The sequence below is a fragment of the Cognaticolwellia beringensis genome (genome assembly GCF_002076895.1).
GTDB lineage: Bacteria > Pseudomonadota > Gammaproteobacteria > Enterobacterales > Alteromonadaceae > Cognaticolwellia > Cognaticolwellia beringensis.
Genome location: NZ_CP020465.1, coordinates 300,539 through 320,809, shown reverse-complemented (window position 1 = coordinate 320,809; position 20,271 = coordinate 300,539). Strand labels below are relative to the sequence as shown.

Genomic DNA, 20,271 nt, shown 5'->3' with positions numbered 1-20,271 from the left:
GCTATTTAGCGCTTCTAAATAAGAATAGGTTAGAAAACACACCAAAGAAAAATCCAACAACATGCCCTACTGAAGCAGAATTAATTATTAGTAATTCGCTAAATAAAAAGCCGATAAGCACTATAACCAATAAAGATAAGAAAAAACCTTTAGGCAATATTTTTCTAATGAAAAAATTAAAACCCAATATAAAACCAAAAAGGCTATAAACTCCAAATGATATCCCACCGCAGTTATTTAAATGTTGAAGGCCTAATGTGAACTGGAAATAGGCACCAATAGCATTCCCAGAAAAAAATACTAAAACACTTTTATATCCAATTAAGCTCAAACATAATGTACCGATCATTGATAACATCAAAAAATTATTAAGGTAATGTAATATTGAGTAGTGGAGCAATGGCCCTGTAATCAATCTCCAGTATTGATGTTGACGCAAATCATCATACATAACACCGAAAACTTTAAATACTTCATCTTCATTCCCTAAATACTGAAACAAAAGTAGTTGTGTAACGCCTATGGCTATACCAAATAGGGTACAAATTAATAAAGACTTTCCGACCAAAGATGAGTTATAAAACCAGTTAAAAAATAATGCTCTTTCTTTGATTCCTCTTATAGTGTTTAGGCCGCAATAATATTCAACAGCATATAATATGGACATTAATAAAAAAATAAATGACCATTCTATGGCGTCTATTTTGAAACCTAAAAACAAGAAATTAATTAGGAATATAATTGTAGGAACTAAATACCCCACAAACATATATTGATGCTTACACTTCAAGTTTCTCATAATAGATTGCTGTAACTTTTCACAATAAATGGGTGGTAACTTGCGGCTATAGCCATCAATATTTATTAATAGATTTTGCTGAGGTTGCCATGCTTTAAGCTGTCCGTTCTCATGCATAAATGCATCAGAATGTCTTTTAACTTCAGAAGTAATTTCAATTGCAGTTCTATCTTTAAGTGGTAACGCACTACAATAAAGCCATTTAGGTACTTTCATAGTTTTTAAATTTAATTGATAAAGCCACCGAAACGCGGTGGCTTTTAATAAGCCTAATTGTGGCGTAAACGAGCCAAAAATTCACCTAGAGCTAAGCCACCGGCCGCTCCGAGTGCTATTCCACCTGTTATTATACCAATTGGAGTAAATAGTGAACCAAAGCCGACAATAGCCATTATTGACCCTGCACCTTCGTAACCATTAATCCCACCGCCCACTTCTTTAATTTCATTTACGTTTAATTCACGCATAATGTTATACTCCATGTATCCGACAATTAGTTGTCGGTTGTTAAGGACTAACTCAATCATTTGAGTTAGTTGTTAATAGGCTGACTTTAGTTGATCTCGCTAAAGTTTATCTAAAGTCGGCCACTCTATTTCCCAATAAGACTGTTTAGATATAAATAACAGTCTGACCAGAAAAATTCTTTTGATTACTTTATGGTTTACTAACTTACTCTGCCTCTCAGACTATAAATAGGCTCAAGTAACCACTCAATTAATGTACGCTGCTCAAGCATAATATCGGCTTCAAACAACATACCGCTTTTCAAATCAAACGACTTTCCAAACGCTTGCATTTGTTGATGATTTAACTTCGCGCGTAAACGGTAAACAGGCTCTTGTAATGTAATAGGGAGCTGTATTTCATTTGGGGCAATTAATGTTTGATCAATTCTTACAATTTCACTGTTAATAAAGCCAAAGCGTTGGTAAGGAAAAGCATCAAACCTTAGACGTGTGCTGTTACCAACTTGAATAAAGCCCGCAGATCGTGTGGGTAATAAAAGCTCTGCAATTAATTCTGAGCCCTCAGGAAGTATGTGTAATAAAGGTTTAGATTGCGCCTTTGATTGCGATAAGGTTTCCCCTTCTACTACCTGAATCCCCGTCACTAAACCGTTATTGCTTGCAGTGATAGTGTATTTATAATTACTTGCCACTTGAGCTAATTGACGCAGGAGATCTGCTTGTTGCCGCTTCAAATTATTAATACGTAACGTATATTGTTGCGGAATATTATTAATATTAAAGGCAACTTGGTTTAATTGGTTTTGCTGTTGAAGCTGTAATCGAGCGGTATTTTGTTTTTCTTGCTTGGCCTCAAGTAATGCCTGTTGCTGACGCTCGTTTTCTAGGTTTGATACATAGCCACTTTTATTTAACTGATTGAAATCTAATTGCTGCTCCGTTAACAAATGCAGCTTTTCGTCAGCTAAAGTCATTTGATTTTCAAGTGCTAATTTTTCATTATTTAAACCCGCTTTCTGAATTTTTAAATTTAAAAGCTCTTGAACTTTTAACGCTAGATGTTGAGTTATTTCATCTGCTAATAAATTCGCTTGGGTTTTGAGTTGTTCGGAAAGTTGTGTACTTAAATCAATACCATTGCTATTTCTCTGCTGAACTACGATAGTCGCAAGTGACTGCCCTTTAGTAACTGTGTCCCCCTCTTTTACCCATAGCTTTTCGATGGTTCCACCTTGACTTGCAAAACTTTTGATAACACCTTTGTTTGGCATTAAAAAGCCTCGTACTGTTTCTTTACGAGAGTATTCTGCACTGAACAAGAAAGTAATAATTGCAACAGCAACTAAGACTAAAGTTAGTACCGTAAGTTTTATAGATAATGGCTGGGCTAAGGTAATAGCACCGGTTAAACGCTCACCTTGATGGGAGACAGCTTCCTTTCTAAATAACGACATACCAATTCCTTTGATAGTAGAGCTTTAGAAAAATTAGTTCACTAAAGTAATTTCGTCAAGTTGCTGTATTGATTAAAAAGTGAAAGAAATATTATTTAAGTAAAATAATGATAAATATCAAGAAATTAATTAAATATTTAATTAAGATAAATTTTAATATTAGCAGAGAATGGTTTAGATAAACTTTTTAAACAACACAAGCTGTATTGAATTAATTTAAGCTTTCTAGGTGGGATTTCATTGTGTTTAAAGGGTTGTATTAAGTAAAACCAAATTCACTAATTATTTGGCTATGACTAGACTAAAGCAGCCGATTACTGCATATAAAGTAGATTACTAATCACTGACATTGATAAAATAAGTGACTGTTATAAATATAAATAACGCTAAATCCATGTGGAATAGCGTTTTATAAAAACGCCCTGATCCGCACTTAGAGAGTTTATTTAAACAATCCTATAAACAGGATTACCCTCTTAACAAGGGTCTCAGCATATCTTCTAAACCATTCAGCTTCACTTCATAGATTAGCGCTAATTGTTCGCCAAGTTTTCCTTCTGGGAAGCCTTTACCGTAAAACCAAACTAAATAGGGTTCAGGTAACTGTAGCAGTTTTCTGCCGCTGTATTTACCGAAGGGCATTATCTGATTTATCGCAGCAATTAATTCTGCATTATTGTCTATCGACATAAGTTACACATGCTCAATTGAGCCTCCAAATATTATTAATTACTGCTGATACGATTACTCTTTGACATAAAAATGTCACACCTAGTGCTTATAATCCAAGACATATTTATTTCAATCGGTATCAAGTTGATACCTAAGTTTTTTTCAGGGAGATGTTATGTCAATAGTTAGGAAACGAAATGCTGCCCCAAAAGCTTATATACCAGTTAACGCGCGCGATAATCAGTATATTTTGGCTGAATTTAGGTTAACAGATCAACTGCTTTCGCAATTACCTACGCATATTAATAGCAGCGGTAGTACAAATTACTATGCTTGTTACCAAGCGTTAGCCGATTTACTATTTACCTTAAGTAACGACAATACCATCACGAATAGCATATTAGTTGCTAACGACAAATTAGTGCGTGTACGTTATAGCCAAGAAATGCACCAGTGGCAAACGAAACAGCAAATAATTTTCTACTACGACCCACAGCAGCATGTACTGCAAAATTCATTTTTTGATGCCAATAACAGAGCAAAAAAAATCACTTTAGTTTTTTTAGCATCAGGTAATGATATTAGAGCGAGTGCGGCAGACTTTCATCAACGGGTAAAAGCACTGCTTGGAGAGTTTTCTGAGCAATTAGCATTGCCACTAAACGCTATACGCATGCGTGATCACCAGCATTTAACCTATGATATTTTTGCTAAAAGTAAAGGCTGTAACGCAAGCCAGGCACATAAATTTAGGCCGATAGCACAAAGGTATGCGAGCCAAGATGTAAAACTAGCTGAAAATATGTCATCAATTACCTATGCGATTGTCGACTTAACACTTGATCATAGGATCTCTGGGTTAGTTGATATAGATTCTGCTACAACAGATCCCTACAACCCACTTTATACCTATTTAACTGATACCTTTTCATTAGTGGCAAAGCGCTTTAACTTAAATAATGGTGCACTTATCGCCAATGGTTTGGTCCCTCTTGTTAGACATAGTTTGCATGATTTAGTGTCAAAGGTAGGCGAATTACAAATGCTCGGTTACAACCCAAAGCAAAGTCCATGTGGAATTGTCAGCAAATGGCAAGCAGATGCATTAGTCGATAATGTGCAATTAATCTTTGTTGCTAACTGCCAAAATGGCGAAGAACAGAATTATGCTAAATTTGTTAATCAAATAGAGCAAGCCATGGGTTTATTTGCAACTGAACTTGAAATTCCAACAGAAAAAGACGAATTAACCTTACGTTTTCATCAACATGTTGCCTTTAACTTATCGTAACACCAGACGTGTGCACCTTAGACTGAACAAGACAATTTTAGGTGCGCTGTATTGTCTGCTCCTGCCTTACCAATCAACAATTCTTAACGACATCAAAACAATGGGCCAAACAAATCAACAGCATCATCTTTGTGTGACGCTCTAAAATAACGCCTCGATTCATCTTGCAAAAATAAAGTCAGCGATTTTTAATAACTATTTGATTAATTAAGTGATCTATTTTTTTATGAGGGAAAATGGATAATGACAAGGCATAAAATTTAGTCAGTCATTATTCTACCTATAAATTTTATAACGCCGTCATTATTAATTTTAGCCATTAAAAATGAGCCGTTAATTAATCAACTTGGTATAAAGCAAGATACTTAATTTTTCAGTTTATGAATGGAGCATAGGCTCGAAACCAAGGTTTTATGATTGGTAAGAAAAACTGAGTATTGAACGTAGTAAAGTACTGTGCTTCGAGCAGATGCTTGGTAAAAAGTTACTCCGTTTGGAAACTAGGCATATCAATTGTTCGATGGGTTATGGTGGAGTTATAGTGGAGTTATGGTGTTAAATTTCATACTGAGAAAATCGTGTTCAGCCTTATTTAAAACATTAACAAGTAACTGATTTTATTAAGATAACATAGCAGGAATAACACCACATCATAGAATTTATAATTTCATTAAGTTGTATTATGCCACCGTTTAACTGCTTTTATATTGGTTGTAATATGCGGCAAAGTCTTCTGCGTTTAATGGCACCGAAAAGAAGTAACCTTGTACTATATCACCAAAATATTCATGACATTTTCTTAATTGCTGAGCATCTTCAACGCCTTCAACAACGACCTTAAGTTCCATTGATTTACCTAAATTTATTAACCCTTTAAGCAACCGGCAGCTTGCTTTGTCATGAGGGACATCAGACAAAAATGAGCGATCAACTTTTAACGTTTGTACATTAAGGTGCTTAAGGTAACTTAAAGATGAATACCCGGTACCAAAGTCATCAATAGCTAAATCCACCCCCATGGCTTTTAATCGAGATATTACATTTACGGCTTTGGCAAAGTCTTGTACTAATTCGCTTTCGACAATTTCTAACTCAATCAAACTTGGATCGATGTTAACTTCTGCAAGCACTTTTTGTACACTATCTAAAAATGTATCACTCTTTAGGTGTCTAGCTGAAATATTAATGGCAATTTTGAAGTCAGTACTCTTTATTAATGTTTTTTGCCAAGCGTTCCTTTGACTACTAGCTTTTGCCAGAACGATTTGGTCTATTTCTTCAATTAAGCCAGTTTCTTCAGCAATATCTAAAAACTCCTGTGGGCCAAGTATGCCCCGCTCAGGATGCTGCCAACGAACCAATGCTTCAGCACCCACTATTGTATTACTATCGGCTGATAACTGAGGCTGATAATAAACCACGAACTCGTCATACATAATAGCCTTGCGTAATTCAGCCGCGATTGAAATTCGGCGTTCTGCTATATCTTGCAATGTTTCATTAAAGTAGTGAAAACGATTTCGACCATCAGCTTTCGCTCTGTACATAGCGAGATCGGCCTTTTTTAAAACATCATTTAGTATATCTTTTTCATCCGTAAAATCAGCGATACCAATACTACACTCAATATTGACGACTAGATTTTTCATTTCATGTGGACGTTTAAATGCGGTAAATATTCGCTCTGCGACTACATATGAATAGTCTTTTTCCTGACACATTATAGCAAGCGCAAACTCATCTCCCCCTAAGCGACATAGGTAGTCTTCCTCACGGCATACACTTTGAAGGCGTTTTGCCACTTCAATTAAGACCTCGTCGCCTCGGTCATGACCATGGGTATCGTTTATCCATTTAAAATTATCTAAGTCAAGCAACATTAGACTTAAACCAGTGCTTAATCGCTCTCTCATCGACTTTGTTGTTGATAGTCTGGCTTCAAATGCATACCGATTTAACAGGCCAGTAAGTTGATCATGCTCCGCAAGGTCTTGCATGTCTGAACGATTTTTATCTAATTGCATTTCATTGGCATGGCGAAGTTTTGAGTGTGTTATAGCTTTGCGTAAATGCGCAGGATTAATGTCTTTTTTTAATAAGAAGTCTTGCGCACCAAGCTCTAAACATTGCTGCGCCAAAGCTTCATTCTCTATACCTGATAAAAAGATAATGGCGGTTTTTCCGATGCCACTTTTAGTCGCATGCTGTAAAACCTCCAACCCGGTTAAATCTGGTAGGTTGTAATCTAACAAGACTAGATCATACTCTGTTGACTTCATGCCGCTTAAGGCTTCATAGCCCGTAACTGCTACTGTTATCTCCAGATCGAAATCTGATTGCTTTAACAGTCTTTTAGTGGCCATTCGATCAACGCGATCGTCATCAACTAGTAAAATTTTCAACTTCCAACCTTATTTTTTAATATAATTAAATTCAATGACTTGCCAACAACAAGTCAACAAATCGATCCGTTTTTGAAAAGAAATAGCTAACGCTAACTTAACCACATAGCCTGCTATATTTTTTCATATGCTGCTAACTTATCTTCGTCAGATTTAGGCATGGTAAAAAATATTATGATGCTATTTAATTCAGCATCATCTCGGATTTCGTTTAAAATACTTCCCCTCCATTATTGGCATATTCAAATCTAACAATACGATGATAGATTTACCGGCCAATTTACTTCGTAATACCTCAAGGGCTTCAACACCATTTCTAACTCTTTCAGAAGGACTTCGATGCGTATTTTTAATACGCAGGTTTAATACCAACTAAATCAATGACATCATCAACAATTAAGATAGTAACTTCGTTATAGTTTTGCGCCATAGCCCCTATCCCCTTTGTGTTATTTCTGCAGCCATTAGCATTTTTAAATAATGTTCTTGGGGCCAAGTAAATATTACGGTTAAACCTTCGCCTTCTTCACTGGCAAAAGTTAGCGAACCATCAAATTTGTTAATAATTTTTTGAATTATAGCGAGCCCCATACCGCTCCCCTCGACTTCATCTTTGGCTTTTAACGTACTAAAAATTCGAGTTATTCGATCAAAATCACTGGCGTTCACCCCTGGGCCATCATCTTTAATACTAAATTCAAAATAGTTATCTTTCTCAATAATATCAAGCCAGATATTGCCGCCTTTTTTATTGTTATGCTTAATTGAATTGTCTAATAAATTTCGAATCACTAAAACTAACGGAGCCTGAAATGACTTAAATTCTTTAATATTATCATCAATATGTAAGGTGGTTTTTGATGTAGTATTTAAAAGTTCAAGTAACTCAAAACATAACTTTTTAACATTGATTAATGTCAATTCACCTGAGATATGACCCGCCCTTGAATAGGCTAGTAAATCATCTAACAAGTGTTCCATGCGAGTTATTCTTGATTTCATGACATCAAAATGTTCGCGACAATCTTCAGGTAAGGTAAAACCCTCTGCTTGTAAATCTTCTTCAATCCAACTCGCTAATTGTCTAATACCCCGCAAAGGTGATTTAAGATCATGTGATGATGCAAAGGCATAAGCTTCTAATTCGTCATTTAAGTCATTTAACCTTTTAGATTCAATGGCTAATATGCTGGCTTTTTCTTGCAATTTTTTTTCTGCTGCTTCACGTTTTTCAACTTCAATTTTAAGTTTCTCAACAGTCGGAATGTTTTTTAAGGTAGGTACTAGCTTCCACAACATATAAGCCGTAGCCACTGAAACAATAGCGGCCATAGCTTTCATCCCGCCACTTAACCAATAGGTGCCGTTCCAGACATTCCACACCGCCAACAAATGGGTAAGGCCGCACAGCAATACAAAGGCGCCAAATAACGCCATAACGTTCGAAAAAATTAAATCTTTACGCATACGCAGAATATAGACTAGCGTAATGGGTATACTGGTGTAAGAAAGGAAAATTAAAGCATCGGAAATAACATGCAGCCAAAGTAACTCAGGTCGCCACATATAGCACATGCCATGTGGCATGAATTCATTTGAAAACAACGTTTTTAGCATAAATTATAACTTTCCAATGATTTTTATAGACTATAATTTATATTAAAATATAGTCTTAAAAACGATAATTAAAACCAACAATTAAAAGCAAATAATGTTTTGGTACTAAAATAACTGTAGTGGTAAATTAGCAGATTGGCGAGGAGAGCAAGTTCACTTTGGTTCGATCCATTATTGAACGTTATAGCTCAATAATGATGAACACTCTCTGTATAACAACGCCGTGTTTAATACGCTATTTTAAAACTCAATTTTTGCCAAAGAAATAACTATTTTTAAGCGCTTATACGCCAAACAGGCAGGGCATTTGGTTATTGGAATTGACTCTTAGATACAGCTCTTTTACTCTAAAGCTATAGACGTCTGTATTTACGGAAAATAATTGAATTTATCACAAATTGATTCTGCTGCCTTGCTAGAGAACCTCCATACTGGCGTGGTTGTGCACAGTAATGACACTAAGATAAGTTATGCTAACCCTAAAGCATTAGAGTTATTACGATTAACTAGCAGCCAAGCATTAGGTAAAGACGCGCTTGATCCTAACTGGCGCTTTGTTGATAAGCACAGCCAGGTTATGGGTGTAGATACTTTCCCAGTAAACCGCGTTATTAAAACCAAAGCACCGATCACTAATTTAGAAGTGGGTATTTTAGATAGTTCTAGTGAGAAAGTTACTTGGGTTATTTGTAATGCTTTTCCTGAGTTCGATGAACTGCATCAGATCACACAAATTGTGGTTAGCTTTTTAGATATTACTCGACAAAAAAAAGTTATTCCCTTTGAAGATATTGTCGAGCTAGCGAATGACGTTATTGTGGTAACTGAAGCCGCACCATATCAAGATAAAGGACCTAAAATTGTTTATGTGAACCAAGCTTTTACCGCTTTAACAGGTTATACAAAAGAAGAAGTATTAGGCAAAACACCTCGAATTTTACAAGGCCCTAAAACAAGTAATGAAACCACTTACAAAATCCGTACAGCATTAGCCCAACAACTCCCCGTAAAAGCGCAAATATTAAATTACTCAAAGTCAGGAAAAGAATATTGGCTAGATATGAATATTGTGCCAATGAAAAATGAGTTTAATGACGTATTTTATTTTGCAGCAGTTGAGCGTGATGTAACCGAACAAATAGAGCGAGAAAAGGTATTAAAAGAACTCAGCGTTCGTGACCCACTCACTTCGCTTCTCAACAGAAGAGGCTTTTTTGAGGCAGCGAAAGCGTCACTTTCCTACGCTAAAAGGAACATAAAATCAGTCAGTTTAGCGATGATTGATATCGACTTATTTAAAGCTATCAATGATAATTATGGCCACCAAACTGGCGACGAGGTGTTAAAGGAATTCGCGACAATAATGTGCGAGTGTTTCAGAGATAGCGACATTATTGGTCGATTAGGTGGTGAGGAGTTTTGTGTATTATTAACTGATTCAAACCTGCTAAGTGCAAAAGAAAAGCTAGATATATTTCGGGATACTATAGAGAAAAGTACTATAAACATAGAGGACGAGCATCCAATAAAATTCACCATTAGCGTAGGGTTGACTGAAAGTGATAAAAATTCAGCATATAACTTAGACGCTATGCTCAAGCAGGCAGACAAATACTTATATCAAGCTAAAGACTCTGGACGAAATAAAGTGTGTTTGTAATCGCTTTTTACGCAATACTGTAGCTGTTCTCATATGAGAAAAACCTTAATAATAATTAGCTCAGATCCACTTAAATAATTTAACAATGATCACAACTCAATAATCCCCGATAAGACATTACCTCAATCGACGAGGTTTGAGTGTTCTTATAAACCCTTAATACAATAAACTCGCTTAATTTATGCTTAATTTATACTTAACTTTAGTAGATTTATTGTCAGTGATATTTAGCCATAGTTAACATTGAGCATTACTGCCTGATGGCTTTTAGAAGCTAATAACTTGTAGTCATCTTTCAATTACTTATAATGGCTACTCCAGTTGTTTTCAACATATTTATAACTTTTAAACTCGCCCTTATTAGCTTGTTATAAAGTGATAACATCACAATTTTTTATAAAATTTAGCTAAGGCCGAAGTTTGAAAGTTATCGTAAAACGCACATTTTATATTTTATTATCCTTGAGCCTCTTAATCTTTGCGCTAATATTTCTAGCCTTACAGTCATCGCCACATATAAAGGCGGTTCATCAAATTGATGCTAATTTTGCTGCTGAAAATAAAAAAACATTACAGCGCATTGTACAAACCATTAAATCAGTGCAAACGGGTGAGTCAAACAATCAACCGGTATTATTAAGCGTTTCTCAAAATGAAATTGACGGCCTCAGTGCTTTAGGTCACCGTGCGATTCCGCAGCTTATTTCAAACATTATCTTGATAAAAGGCCAAGGATTTTTTCGCTTTTCCCTTGAGTTACCCTTACCTCAGCTTATTCGTTTTTTAAATATAGAACTTACCTTAAATGCTTCACAAACAGGATTAGACCTCGACACAGCATATATAGGCAGCATTCCAATACCCGGTAAATTGTTAATGGTGCTAGCTGACGTAGTCAGCGAAAACTATATTAAAAAAGAGTTTGGTATTTCTTTAATCAACATTATTTCTAAGGTTGATATTTCGCCTTCAAGTCTGCACATTAATATTGAAATTCCCAACAGTCTGCATAACAACAATAAAACCGCTAAAGCATCTTTATTTGCATTACGTGACAAATTTGCATTATTTGGAAATGTTGACGATATACGCTTTTATCACCAAGCATTACTCAACTTCATTTCAAACAACGAAGATAAAAAATCGCTAGCCCCTTATATAGCTCATGTATTTTCAGTCGCCACAAAACGTAGTGCCCGTTTAGGAGCACAAGCCGCTTTAGAAAATAAAGCCGCATTAACGGCATTAGTGTTGTACTTTGGTACGGATACCTTTGAATTATTGATTGGTGACATTTCGCATTATTCATCAGAACAAGCTTTACAGCGATTAAAATTGCAAAGGAGTGTCACCTTAAGAAATCGTGTTGACATTCAAAAGCACTTTATTTATTCCATTGCATTACAGTTATTTGGTAGTAGTAATGCCAGTGATGCTATTGGTGAACTAAAAGAATTTTTAGATTCAAATAAAGGCGGCAGTGGCTTTAGCTTTGCTGATTTAATGGCGGATCGCGCAGGAACAAGATTCGCCATGATATCAACCCAGTCAAATAAAAGTGCTTTATTATTACAGGCGAGTTTAGCGCAAACCAATACTGAGTCGGCTATCATCCCAGCATTAGCAAAATTACCTGAAGGGATTACGCAACAAGCATTTCAAAAATACTACCAAGATATACAATCTCCACATTACATTGCTATGTTGAGCCATATCGACGAGCAGCTATTACAAATACCTTTATATCGAATTCAATAACTGACAATGACACCCTGCAGCAAATATGCAAAAAACAAAAGGCAATATTAGCTAGCTGTTAATCTGCCTAAGTAATCTTGGGTGTCAATGCAATTCTGTTTACCTCAGTTACTTACCCTGTTATTTATGCCTAATGTAAAGCTTAATGCCAAATCAAGTACCGCAATAGGTATGATAATTTTTATCGCCATCAACGGGTGAATCTTGATAGTGTTTAGTCTCTTGGGTTTCTGTATAAGGTTGTCGCAAAACGGCTAAAAATTTATTTAGCGCCGTTAAATCACCGGTTTCTTGGCAAGCGTCTAATAACGCTTCAACATGATGATTTCTTGGAATCACCATAGGATTAGTCTTTACCATTAACTGGTGTGCTGCCGCTTTAAATGGCTCAATACGTGTATTCCAACGCGGTAACCATTCATTGAGCGCAGCAATGATGGTTTCGTCAATCTTATTTTTGTTCAGTGAACCAGTTAAAGCAGCAAAAGTTTGCGTGTAATCTAACTTTTGCTTTTGCATAATGCCCAATAAGTCATTAATCAACTGAGCATCGCCTTGCTCTGGTTCATCAATACCTATTTTAGCCGCCATCATAATCAAGTTTCCTTGTTGAAGGTCTTGATGAAATTGCGTTAATAAGGGCTCTATCTTCTCTACTGCATCATCTTCATCGCTAGCAACTAACGGTAATAATGTTTCGGCTAGTCGTGTCATATTCCACTGCATAATGCCTATCTGTTTACCAAAAGCATAACGACCATTACGATCAATTGAGCTAAAAACAGTGTCTGCATCATAACTATTCATCATGGCACAAGGGCCGTAATCTATGGTTTCTCCTGAAATAGTCGTATTGTCTGTATTCATTACACCATGAATAAAACCAACCCTTGACCATGACAGTACTAAAGGGACTTGCTTTGACAACACCGCAGAGAAAAATTTAAGCACTTGTTCGCTACTAATCTCATTAGCCGTTGCTTTATCAACAAGATCTACCGTTGTTGGTGTTTTTTCTTCAACCCGCAATTCTGGAAAATGACGATTTATGGCATAATTTATCAATCTTTTAAGCGAGTCAGTATCGCCACGTGACGCGAAATATTGAAAAGTGCCCACTCTTATATGACTTGCCGCAACACGTGTAACCACAGCCCCTTCGTAAGGTCGCTCGCGATATACACATTCACCGGTAGTAACCACAGCTAAACAGCGCGTAGTAGGCACACCAAGAGCGAACATAGCTTCACTCATAATATATTCACGCAGGGCTGGGCCAAGCGCACAACGACCATCTCCTTGACGTGAAAAAGAACTTACGCCTGAGCCTTTAAGCTGAATATCCCAACGTTGTCCCTGAATATCAGCAATATCACCTAATAAATGCGCCCGACCATCGCCAAGCTGCGGATTAAAATGACCAAACTGATGGCCAGAATAAGCTTGAGCAATGGGTTTACTTCCATCAATGAGTTTATTACCTGAGAAGTATTGTGCGATGAGTTCTGCGTCATTGTCTTGACTAAAAGGGATAGTTAACGTTTTTGCTAACGTTTCGTTCCACAATAATAATGAAGGCTGTGCCACTGGTGCAGGCAATGTTTGCTCTGAAAAGCTAGAGCCAAGTGCTTGGTAGTTATTAGACAGGTTTAGGGACATTTATTTCTCTTGGTAAAATTTTTATTCAATGAGTTAATAACAATTAACAATGCGATTTAACTATGCCACCCATAATAACATGAAGCAATAATGACATGCCAAATGAGACTTGATAGCTTATTTATACTCTCATTTATTGAATGAGTTATAGATAAGCGTTTAAGCACGTGTAGAATAGGAGGTTGCTGAGTATGAATAAGCTACTAAACAGCGTTGGGTGTCCGAGTTATGTTTTATTTTTAAGCTTACAACTCTATACTATGATGTGTTTTCTTATCTCGTATAATCAGAAGTGAAGTGGGAATTTCAACTTTTCAGTTATCGCTAAAACACGAATTTACTGCCTTTGTTGAAAAGCTAACTACTGAGACACTGCTGCCATTCGTATTTTTGTAAGAAATAATCATTTATTCTGGTTAATTATTTTTAGCATACCATGCGCAATTCATAACAATTTCAGTGTATATCTGAGGAGATACTATTGTTAACAAAATATATTTTAGTTTTACTCGTCATATTGTTAACAACACAAGCTAATATTGCGAATAGTGCTGAAAATAAAACGCTGACCATGTGTGTTACACATTTCCCTCCATATCAAATAATATTGCCCGGTCAAACACCAATAGGCGAAAATATTGCTGCTACAACTTATTTCTTTAATAAACTAGGCTTTACAATTCACTTTACACAGAACAATTCTTTTTGGCGTTGTTTAGGTATGTTAAAAGCAGGAAAAGTGGATATTATGTCAGGTCTGTTAGATGCGCCAGCAAGACGTAAGTTCTCCCACTTATTTGTTTATGGTTCATTGGATAAAAAGTCGTTTTATGTTAAAAAAAATGGGCCAAATATCAATGAATTTTCTGATCTTAAAGGCCTGAAAGTAGCGGTACTTAAGGGAGTTAAACAGTTTAAACAATTTGACAATGCCCCTAATGGCTATTTTGAAAAAGTATATGTTAATGACATGTCTGCTGCCTTTCGAGTATTGGCAGCAGGCAAAGTTGATGTTGTCATTTCAACTGACTTTAACGACCTGGAAAATTACAAAAAAAACATGACTCAAGAATTTAAAGAGTTTACAGTCAATTTAGATGGTACTTCTTTATTGTTTATCGCGTTGTCAAAAACATCTAAAGTTGCCCACCTTGCGCCAAAATTCACTGATTTATCAGAAAAAATGTATAAGAATAATGAATTTTATAAAGTTATCAGTGATTTTAAAATAAAACATCCAACATATTATCATTGAACTTAATAATATTTAGCCCTATTGATGACTGATGTGTAATAGCTTCTTGAAATAAATAGTTCTAGGAATATATTGAATAATAGGCATTAAAAATAAATATTTAAAAGGGGATTACATTAAGCATCGTAAGCGGAAAAGTTAATAACTCTATCAATAATTCTATCAATAACTCTGCCGCTAAAATTGATTAAAAATCAGCTAACCTCAACATAGATCAATCATTATCGTCATTAGCTTTATCGAACTGCAACTCACAAAGCCTTTGATAAAGTTTAGAGCTTTTTAACAATGACTTATGATTTCCACTATCAATAATTTTACCTTGATCCATAACAACAATTAAATCCGCATGAATGACGGTAGCAAGTCGGTGGGCTATAATTAGTGTGGTTCTATTCGTCATTAACTCATCTAATGCGGCTTGTACGTGGTATTCACTTTGGGCATCTAAAGCACTAGTTGCTTCGTCAAGCAATAAAACAGCAGGGTCTTTTAATATTGCTCGTGCTATAGCAATGCGCTGCTTTTGTCCGCCGGATAAGCGCACACCTTGTTCGCCTAAAAAGCTGCCGTAGCCTTGAGGTAATTGCTCAATAAACTCATGAGCATGGGCTTTTTTTGCGGCACTAATAACGTCTGCATCACTCGCATCGGGCTTGCCATAGCGTATGTTATGCCACACATCAGAGCTAAACAGTATTGGGTGTTGCGGCACCATACCCATTGCTTGACGTAAATCGGTTAATTTTAGTTGGGTAATATCAATATCATTAAAGCTAATACAGCCTTTTTGAGGGTCATAAAAACGTTGTAATAATTCAAATAACGTTGTTTTCCCCGCCCCTGAAGGCCCGACTAAAGCGACAATTTTTCCAGTTGGAATAGCTAAATTGATCTGACTAAGTGCAGCACTGTCTGGTCGAGATGGATAACAAAAATCAACATTTCTAAATGTGATCACCGATTGAGCACTATTTGTTAGCACTTTGGGAGAAACTAATTCTTTAATATCACTTTCAATTTCAAGTAATGCTAACAGTCGAGTTGCCGAGCCGGCAGCTCGTTGTAATTCACCATAGACTTCAGCAACCGTTGCCACCGACATAGCTACCATGACGGCGTAAAAAACAAAGGCGCCTAATTCACCGCCACTCATTTCACCTTTTAACACATCCATACCACCAACCCATAACATACCGCTAATCGCCCCGAAGGTGAGAAAAATAACAATAGCAATTAAGGTTGATCGTTGTTTAACGCGTCGTTTGGCGACAGAAAATGCCTTCTCTACTTCATCAGCAAAAGCGTGTTGCTCTTTTACTTCATGGGTATAACTTTGCACCACTTTAATATTTTGAATAATCTCACCAGCATAGGTGCCGACATCGGCGATTGCGGCTTGTGAGCTTTCGGCTAATTTTCTGACTTTACGGCCATAAATCATCATGGGTATTAAAATAATTGGCACAGAGAGAATAACAAAAAGGGTTAATTTGAAATTAGTCACCATTAACATCACTAATCCACCAATGAGCATTAAGACACTGCGCAATGCCATCGAGAATGACGAACCAATAATTGACTGTAACAAAGCAGTATCAGTGGTTAAACGCGACATTAATTCACCGCTGCGGTTTTCTTCGAAATAGCTTGGATGCAGAGTAACAATGCGGTTAAAAACAGCTTTTCGAATATCTGCACTGACGCGTTCACCTAACCAAGACATTAAATAAAACCGGCTAAAGGTGCCTATGGCGAGCAGACTAATTAAGCCTATTAAGACTAAAATAGCCGATTGTAATTGTTCAACTGAACCGGCAATAAAGCCGCTATCAATAACAAACTTTACCCCTTGCCCTAAAGATAAGTTAACCGCCGCGGTAATTAACAACGCTAATAATGCCAACGCTAACATCAGCTTGTATGGCTTTATAAAGGCAAAAATAGGTAGCAAGCTGGTGAAAGCTTTGGGCTTGTTTGTTGAGGAGCCCTCATCTGAAATAGGTTGATTGATGGTTTTGCTATTGTCGATCACGATGGGCTCTTGTGATGTTAATCTTTTACTAGAGATGGTTATAAAAAGCGATAATTCAAGTGAATACGCCATTTATTAATTGGACCTGAGCCTTAATAAAACGGTTCTCATAAGTATTATACCAAGTTAATTATCCACTTAAAAACATCCGCTTGAGCTAATTAGACGAATATCAAAATCATCTTTCGTCTGCTTTAATCTAGGTTACATCTTATTATCAACAGATGTTAAGGCAATAAAAAACCCTTAGTAGCATAATGCCAAAACTAAGGGTTTTAAAACTTACACTCGTTACTCAAATATTGAGCGTTCAAGTCACAAGACTATGTTATTTACTTAAGCATTTTTTATTGCCGCTGAAGTAATAGGTAAGTCTCGCACTCTAACGCCTGTTATTTGGAAAATAGCATTGGCAATAGCTGGCGCTATAGACACCACGCCAGGTTCGCCTAAGCCAACAGGGAATTCCTCGCTTTCAACAAATTCAATGTCTAACTCAGGCACATCGTTCATTCGTAAAGGAGAGTATGTATTTAGGTTAAGATTACTCACCTGACCATTTTCAATCGGACTTTGCTCGTGTAATGCTAAACTTGTTCCCCATAACATCGAACCTTGCACTTGTGCTAAGGCACCATCAGGATGAACAATAACTCCCGCATCAACAATCATAGTAAGCTTTTTAACCGTTATTTTTCCAGAACTAGGTTCTACATGAACCTGCGCTGCACAAGCCATCCAAGCCGGCATCGTTCTTTCTTGTCCAGCACTTACGGCAACACCAATAGCTTCATTTTCTGCTAATTTAACGTTTTTGGTTTTTTGCTTCAATATGGTGAGTACGTTTGCTAATCGCTTGGCACCGCCAACACTTTCCGGTGCTTTACCTGCTTGTTTACCTAATCCATCGAGCATTGATAAACGAAAATCAATAGGATCCGCTTTTACCTGATGAGCAATTTCATCAATAAATGATTCTAGGCCCCAAATAATCCAACCTTGCCCTACTGATCTTAACCAGCCCGGTAAAATAGTTTGTTGTGCTAGCTTATTATTAATCGCTCGTATTCGGTGATTTTCCATACTGTACCAATGGTCAGCGCCACTGGTTGAAAGCAGATCTACCCGAATTTTTTTATCTAAACTTTCAGGCATAAAACCTGGTGCCATTGTTAAAGTTGGCCAACCTGCCGCGAGAGCATGCTCCATACCCGTAAATTTGTTATTTTGATCAAATAGCGCTTTAAATGAAACAACTGATGGTGATCTTGGTTGATCAAATCGTGAGTCATCTTCCCTGGTAAAGACCATTTTTACCGGCTTACCAATCGCTTTAGCCGTTAATACCGCTGGTATAGCGTAATCACCGAATAAACGTCGACCGAAACCACCGCCCAAATATTGCTGGTGCATAACAACATTTTCGTCAGATACTTGCAGCGCTTTAGCTATCGCAGGTAACGTTAACGATTGCCATTGGTTACCGGTATAAACATGCCAATGGCCATCTTTTTCTTCAACCGTGGCATTTACGGGCTCTAATGCAAAATGCAAAGCTGTATGAGTGCGATAAACCGCATCAATGGTGTTTGCTGCTTTATCACTTGCTGCGACAAAATCACCATCGTCAACAAACAAGCCGCCTTCACTCTCATCGGCAACTAAACGTGCGCCTTCTTTGAGGATATCGTCCTCACTAACCTTAGCTGTTTTACCCGCTTTATAGCTAACCTCTAAAGCATCAGCCGCTTTAATCGCGCCATAATAAGTGTCTGCCTCAACAGCAACCCAGCCTTGAATATTATCGCTTGGGTCTTGTAAAATATGGTATCCAAGATAACCTTTAACTTTCTGTGCAGCGCTATCATCAACATTCGTTACTTTACTGCCATATCGTGTCGGTGGAATAATCGGGCGCGCATAAACCATGCCTTTCAATTCAATATCAATACCATAAACAGCTGAACCATTAGTTTTAGCAGGTATATCTAGTGCTGAACTGGGTTTGCCCACTAAGGTTCTTTTGCTTGCGGGTTTTAACGGCAAAGCGTTGATTTCTTCTGGTGTAAAAGTACGATTAAATGTACCTTTAGCAACAATATCGCCAAAGCTAATTGAGCTTTCTTTACAAAGTACAGCACCGTTCTCAACGCTACACTCTTCCACTGGGCAATTTAATATTTTTGCTGCCGCTTCAATTAAAGCAATACGTCCTGCCGCGCCGGCTTGAGAAAGTGGCTTAAATGATTGGAATACAGACCAAGAGCCACCCGTGACCATATAACCCCATTTAGGGTCGGTATCTACATGAGTGATCGACACCTTTGACCAATCAGCGCCCAACTCATCAGCAACAACGCGTGCTAGCGCCGTACCAACATGTTGACCCATTTCCGCTTTAGCAATATTAATGTTAATTTCGCCCAGTGGGTTAATTTCAAACCAAACCGTTGGGGAAAATAGTTTATTTTTCAATGTTTCTTGCGGACTTTTACTTAAGCCCGCCGCACTAACCAATGGCGCAAATGCCATTAACAGTGAACCGCTAACCGTACCAACTAAAAAGCGACGTCGAGATAAGCTGACATTATTTTTTGCATCTTTAATATTTTTCATTGTCATTCGCCTTTATGATTGTTGCGTTGAAGCACGAGGATCAAAAGTTTGCACATCGGCTGACATAACATCTGCCGCATTTTTAATAGCACTTTTAATACGAACATAAGCCATGCAGCGACATAAGTTTCCACTCATATGATCAACAATTTCTTGGTCACTCGGTGACGGGTTGTTTGCCAACAAGGTGGCGGCCTGCATAATTTGTCCCGACTGACAGTAGCCACATTGTGGTACTTGTTCTTCAATCCATGTTTTTTGTAAAGGATGTTTGCCTTCCAAACCTTCAATCGTGGTTATATTCTTATTTGCAGCGGCTAATAATGGAAAAGAACATGTTCTAACAGGGGCTCCGTCCATGTGCACAGTACAGGCACCACACATGCCAATACCACAACCAAATTTTGTGCCTTTAAAACCGAATTCATCACGGATAACCCATAACAACGGTGTGTTTACATCTGCAGCAGAGGAAACTTTGTTTCCATTTAACTTGAATTCAATCATAGTTTTGTCTCTCAAAACTGAGTTGAAACATTAACAACTCATACAATTATTAAGTACACCACTTAACGAAGTGGTT

General features: G+C 37.1%; 14 protein-coding genes. 4 read left to right on the top strand and 10 right to left on the bottom strand.

Annotated elements, in window-relative coordinates:
• Position 1: 1 nt before the first annotated feature.
• From B5D82_RS01325 to B5D82_RS01310, 4 genes are all read right to left on the bottom strand, one after another.
• Positions 2–1,015 carry a rhomboid family intramembrane serine protease gene (locus tag B5D82_RS01325; RefSeq protein ID WP_081148602.1) on the bottom strand — a complete coding sequence of 338 codons (1,014 nt, stop codon included), beginning with the start codon at positions 1,013–1,015 and terminating at the stop codon, positions 2–4.
• Positions 1,016–1,068: 53 nt separating this feature from the next.
• Positions 1,069–1,266: a hypothetical protein gene (locus B5D82_RS01320; RefSeq protein ID WP_081148600.1), complete on the bottom strand. Its 198-nt coding sequence runs from the start codon at positions 1,264–1,266 to the stop codon at positions 1,069–1,071.
• 200 nt (positions 1,267–1,466) lie between these two features.
• The gene (locus tag B5D82_RS01315; RefSeq protein ID WP_081148598.1) at positions 1,467–2,723 is read right to left on the bottom strand and encodes a beta-barrel domain-containing protein; all 1,257 of its coding nucleotides are present in this window, start codon (positions 2,721–2,723) and stop codon (positions 1,467–1,469) included.
• Positions 2,724–3,191: 468 nt separating this feature from the next.
• Positions 3,192–3,413: a DUF3820 family protein gene (locus tag B5D82_RS01310; protein WP_081148597.1), complete on the bottom strand. Its 222-nt coding sequence runs from the start codon at positions 3,411–3,413 to the stop codon at positions 3,192–3,194.
• A 157-nt stretch (positions 3,414–3,570) separates the two neighbouring features.
• Here B5D82_RS01310 and B5D82_RS01305 point away from each other — a divergent pair, with 157 nt between their 5' ends.
• Positions 3,571–4,686, top strand: a complete 1,116-nt coding sequence (locus tag B5D82_RS01305) for a DUF3083 family protein (protein WP_081148595.1) — start codon at positions 3,571–3,573, stop codon at positions 4,684–4,686.
• A gap of 692 nt (positions 4,687–5,378) precedes the next feature.
• Here the strand turns inward: B5D82_RS01305 and B5D82_RS01300 are convergent.
• Positions 5,379–7,088 (bottom strand): two-component system response regulator, encoded by a 1,710-nt coding sequence (locus B5D82_RS01300; protein ID WP_081148594.1) that lies wholly within the window; start codon positions 7,086–7,088, stop codon positions 5,379–5,381.
• Between the two features lie 435 nt (positions 7,089–7,523).
• Entirely contained in the window at positions 7,524–8,705 is a 1,182-nt protein-coding gene (locus B5D82_RS01295; protein ID WP_081148592.1) for a sensor histidine kinase, read from the bottom strand.
• Positions 8,706–9,087: 382 nt separating this feature from the next.
• Between B5D82_RS01295 and B5D82_RS01290 the strand changes: the two genes are divergently transcribed.
• Both B5D82_RS01290 and B5D82_RS01285 read left to right on the top strand, forming a co-directional pair.
• Positions 9,088–10,365: a sensor domain-containing diguanylate cyclase gene (locus tag B5D82_RS01290; RefSeq protein WP_081148591.1), complete on the top strand. Its 1,278-nt coding sequence runs from the start codon at positions 9,088–9,090 to the stop codon at positions 10,363–10,365.
• 420 nt (positions 10,366–10,785) lie between these two features.
• Entirely contained in the window at positions 10,786–12,123 is a 1,338-nt protein-coding gene (locus B5D82_RS01285; protein WP_081148589.1) for a hypothetical protein, read from the top strand.
• Between the two features lie 153 nt (positions 12,124–12,276).
• On the opposite strand, the gene B5D82_RS01280 is transcribed toward B5D82_RS01285, so the two are convergent.
• Positions 12,277–13,782, bottom strand: coding sequence for a protein adenylyltransferase SelO (locus B5D82_RS01280; RefSeq protein WP_081148588.1), 1,506 nt, complete (start codon positions 13,780–13,782; stop codon positions 12,277–12,279).
• Positions 13,783–14,299: 517 nt separating this feature from the next.
• Here B5D82_RS01280 and B5D82_RS01275 point away from each other — a divergent pair.
• Positions 14,300–15,037: a substrate-binding periplasmic protein gene (locus B5D82_RS01275; RefSeq protein ID WP_157673821.1), complete on the top strand. Its 738-nt coding sequence runs from the start codon at positions 14,300–14,302 to the stop codon at positions 15,035–15,037.
• A gap of 214 nt (positions 15,038–15,251) precedes the next feature.
• Here the strand turns inward: B5D82_RS01275 and B5D82_RS01270 are convergent, their stop codons facing one another.
• From B5D82_RS01270 to B5D82_RS01260, 3 genes are all read right to left on the bottom strand, one after another.
• Entirely contained in the window at positions 15,252–17,144 is a 1,893-nt protein-coding gene (locus B5D82_RS01270; protein WP_081148584.1) for an ABC transporter transmembrane domain-containing protein, read from the bottom strand.
• Positions 17,145–17,408: 264 nt separating this feature from the next.
• The gene (locus tag B5D82_RS01265) at positions 17,409–19,694 is read right to left on the bottom strand and encodes a xanthine dehydrogenase family protein molybdopterin-binding subunit (RefSeq protein ID WP_094122751.1); all 2,286 of its coding nucleotides are present in this window, start codon (positions 19,692–19,694) and stop codon (positions 17,409–17,411) included.
• A gap of 6 nt (positions 19,695–19,700) precedes the next feature.
• On the bottom strand, positions 19,701–20,195 hold the full coding sequence (locus B5D82_RS01260; protein ID WP_081148580.1) for a (2Fe-2S)-binding protein: 495 nt from the start codon (positions 20,193–20,195) through the stop codon (positions 19,701–19,703).
• Positions 20,196–20,271: the final 76 nt, after the last annotated feature.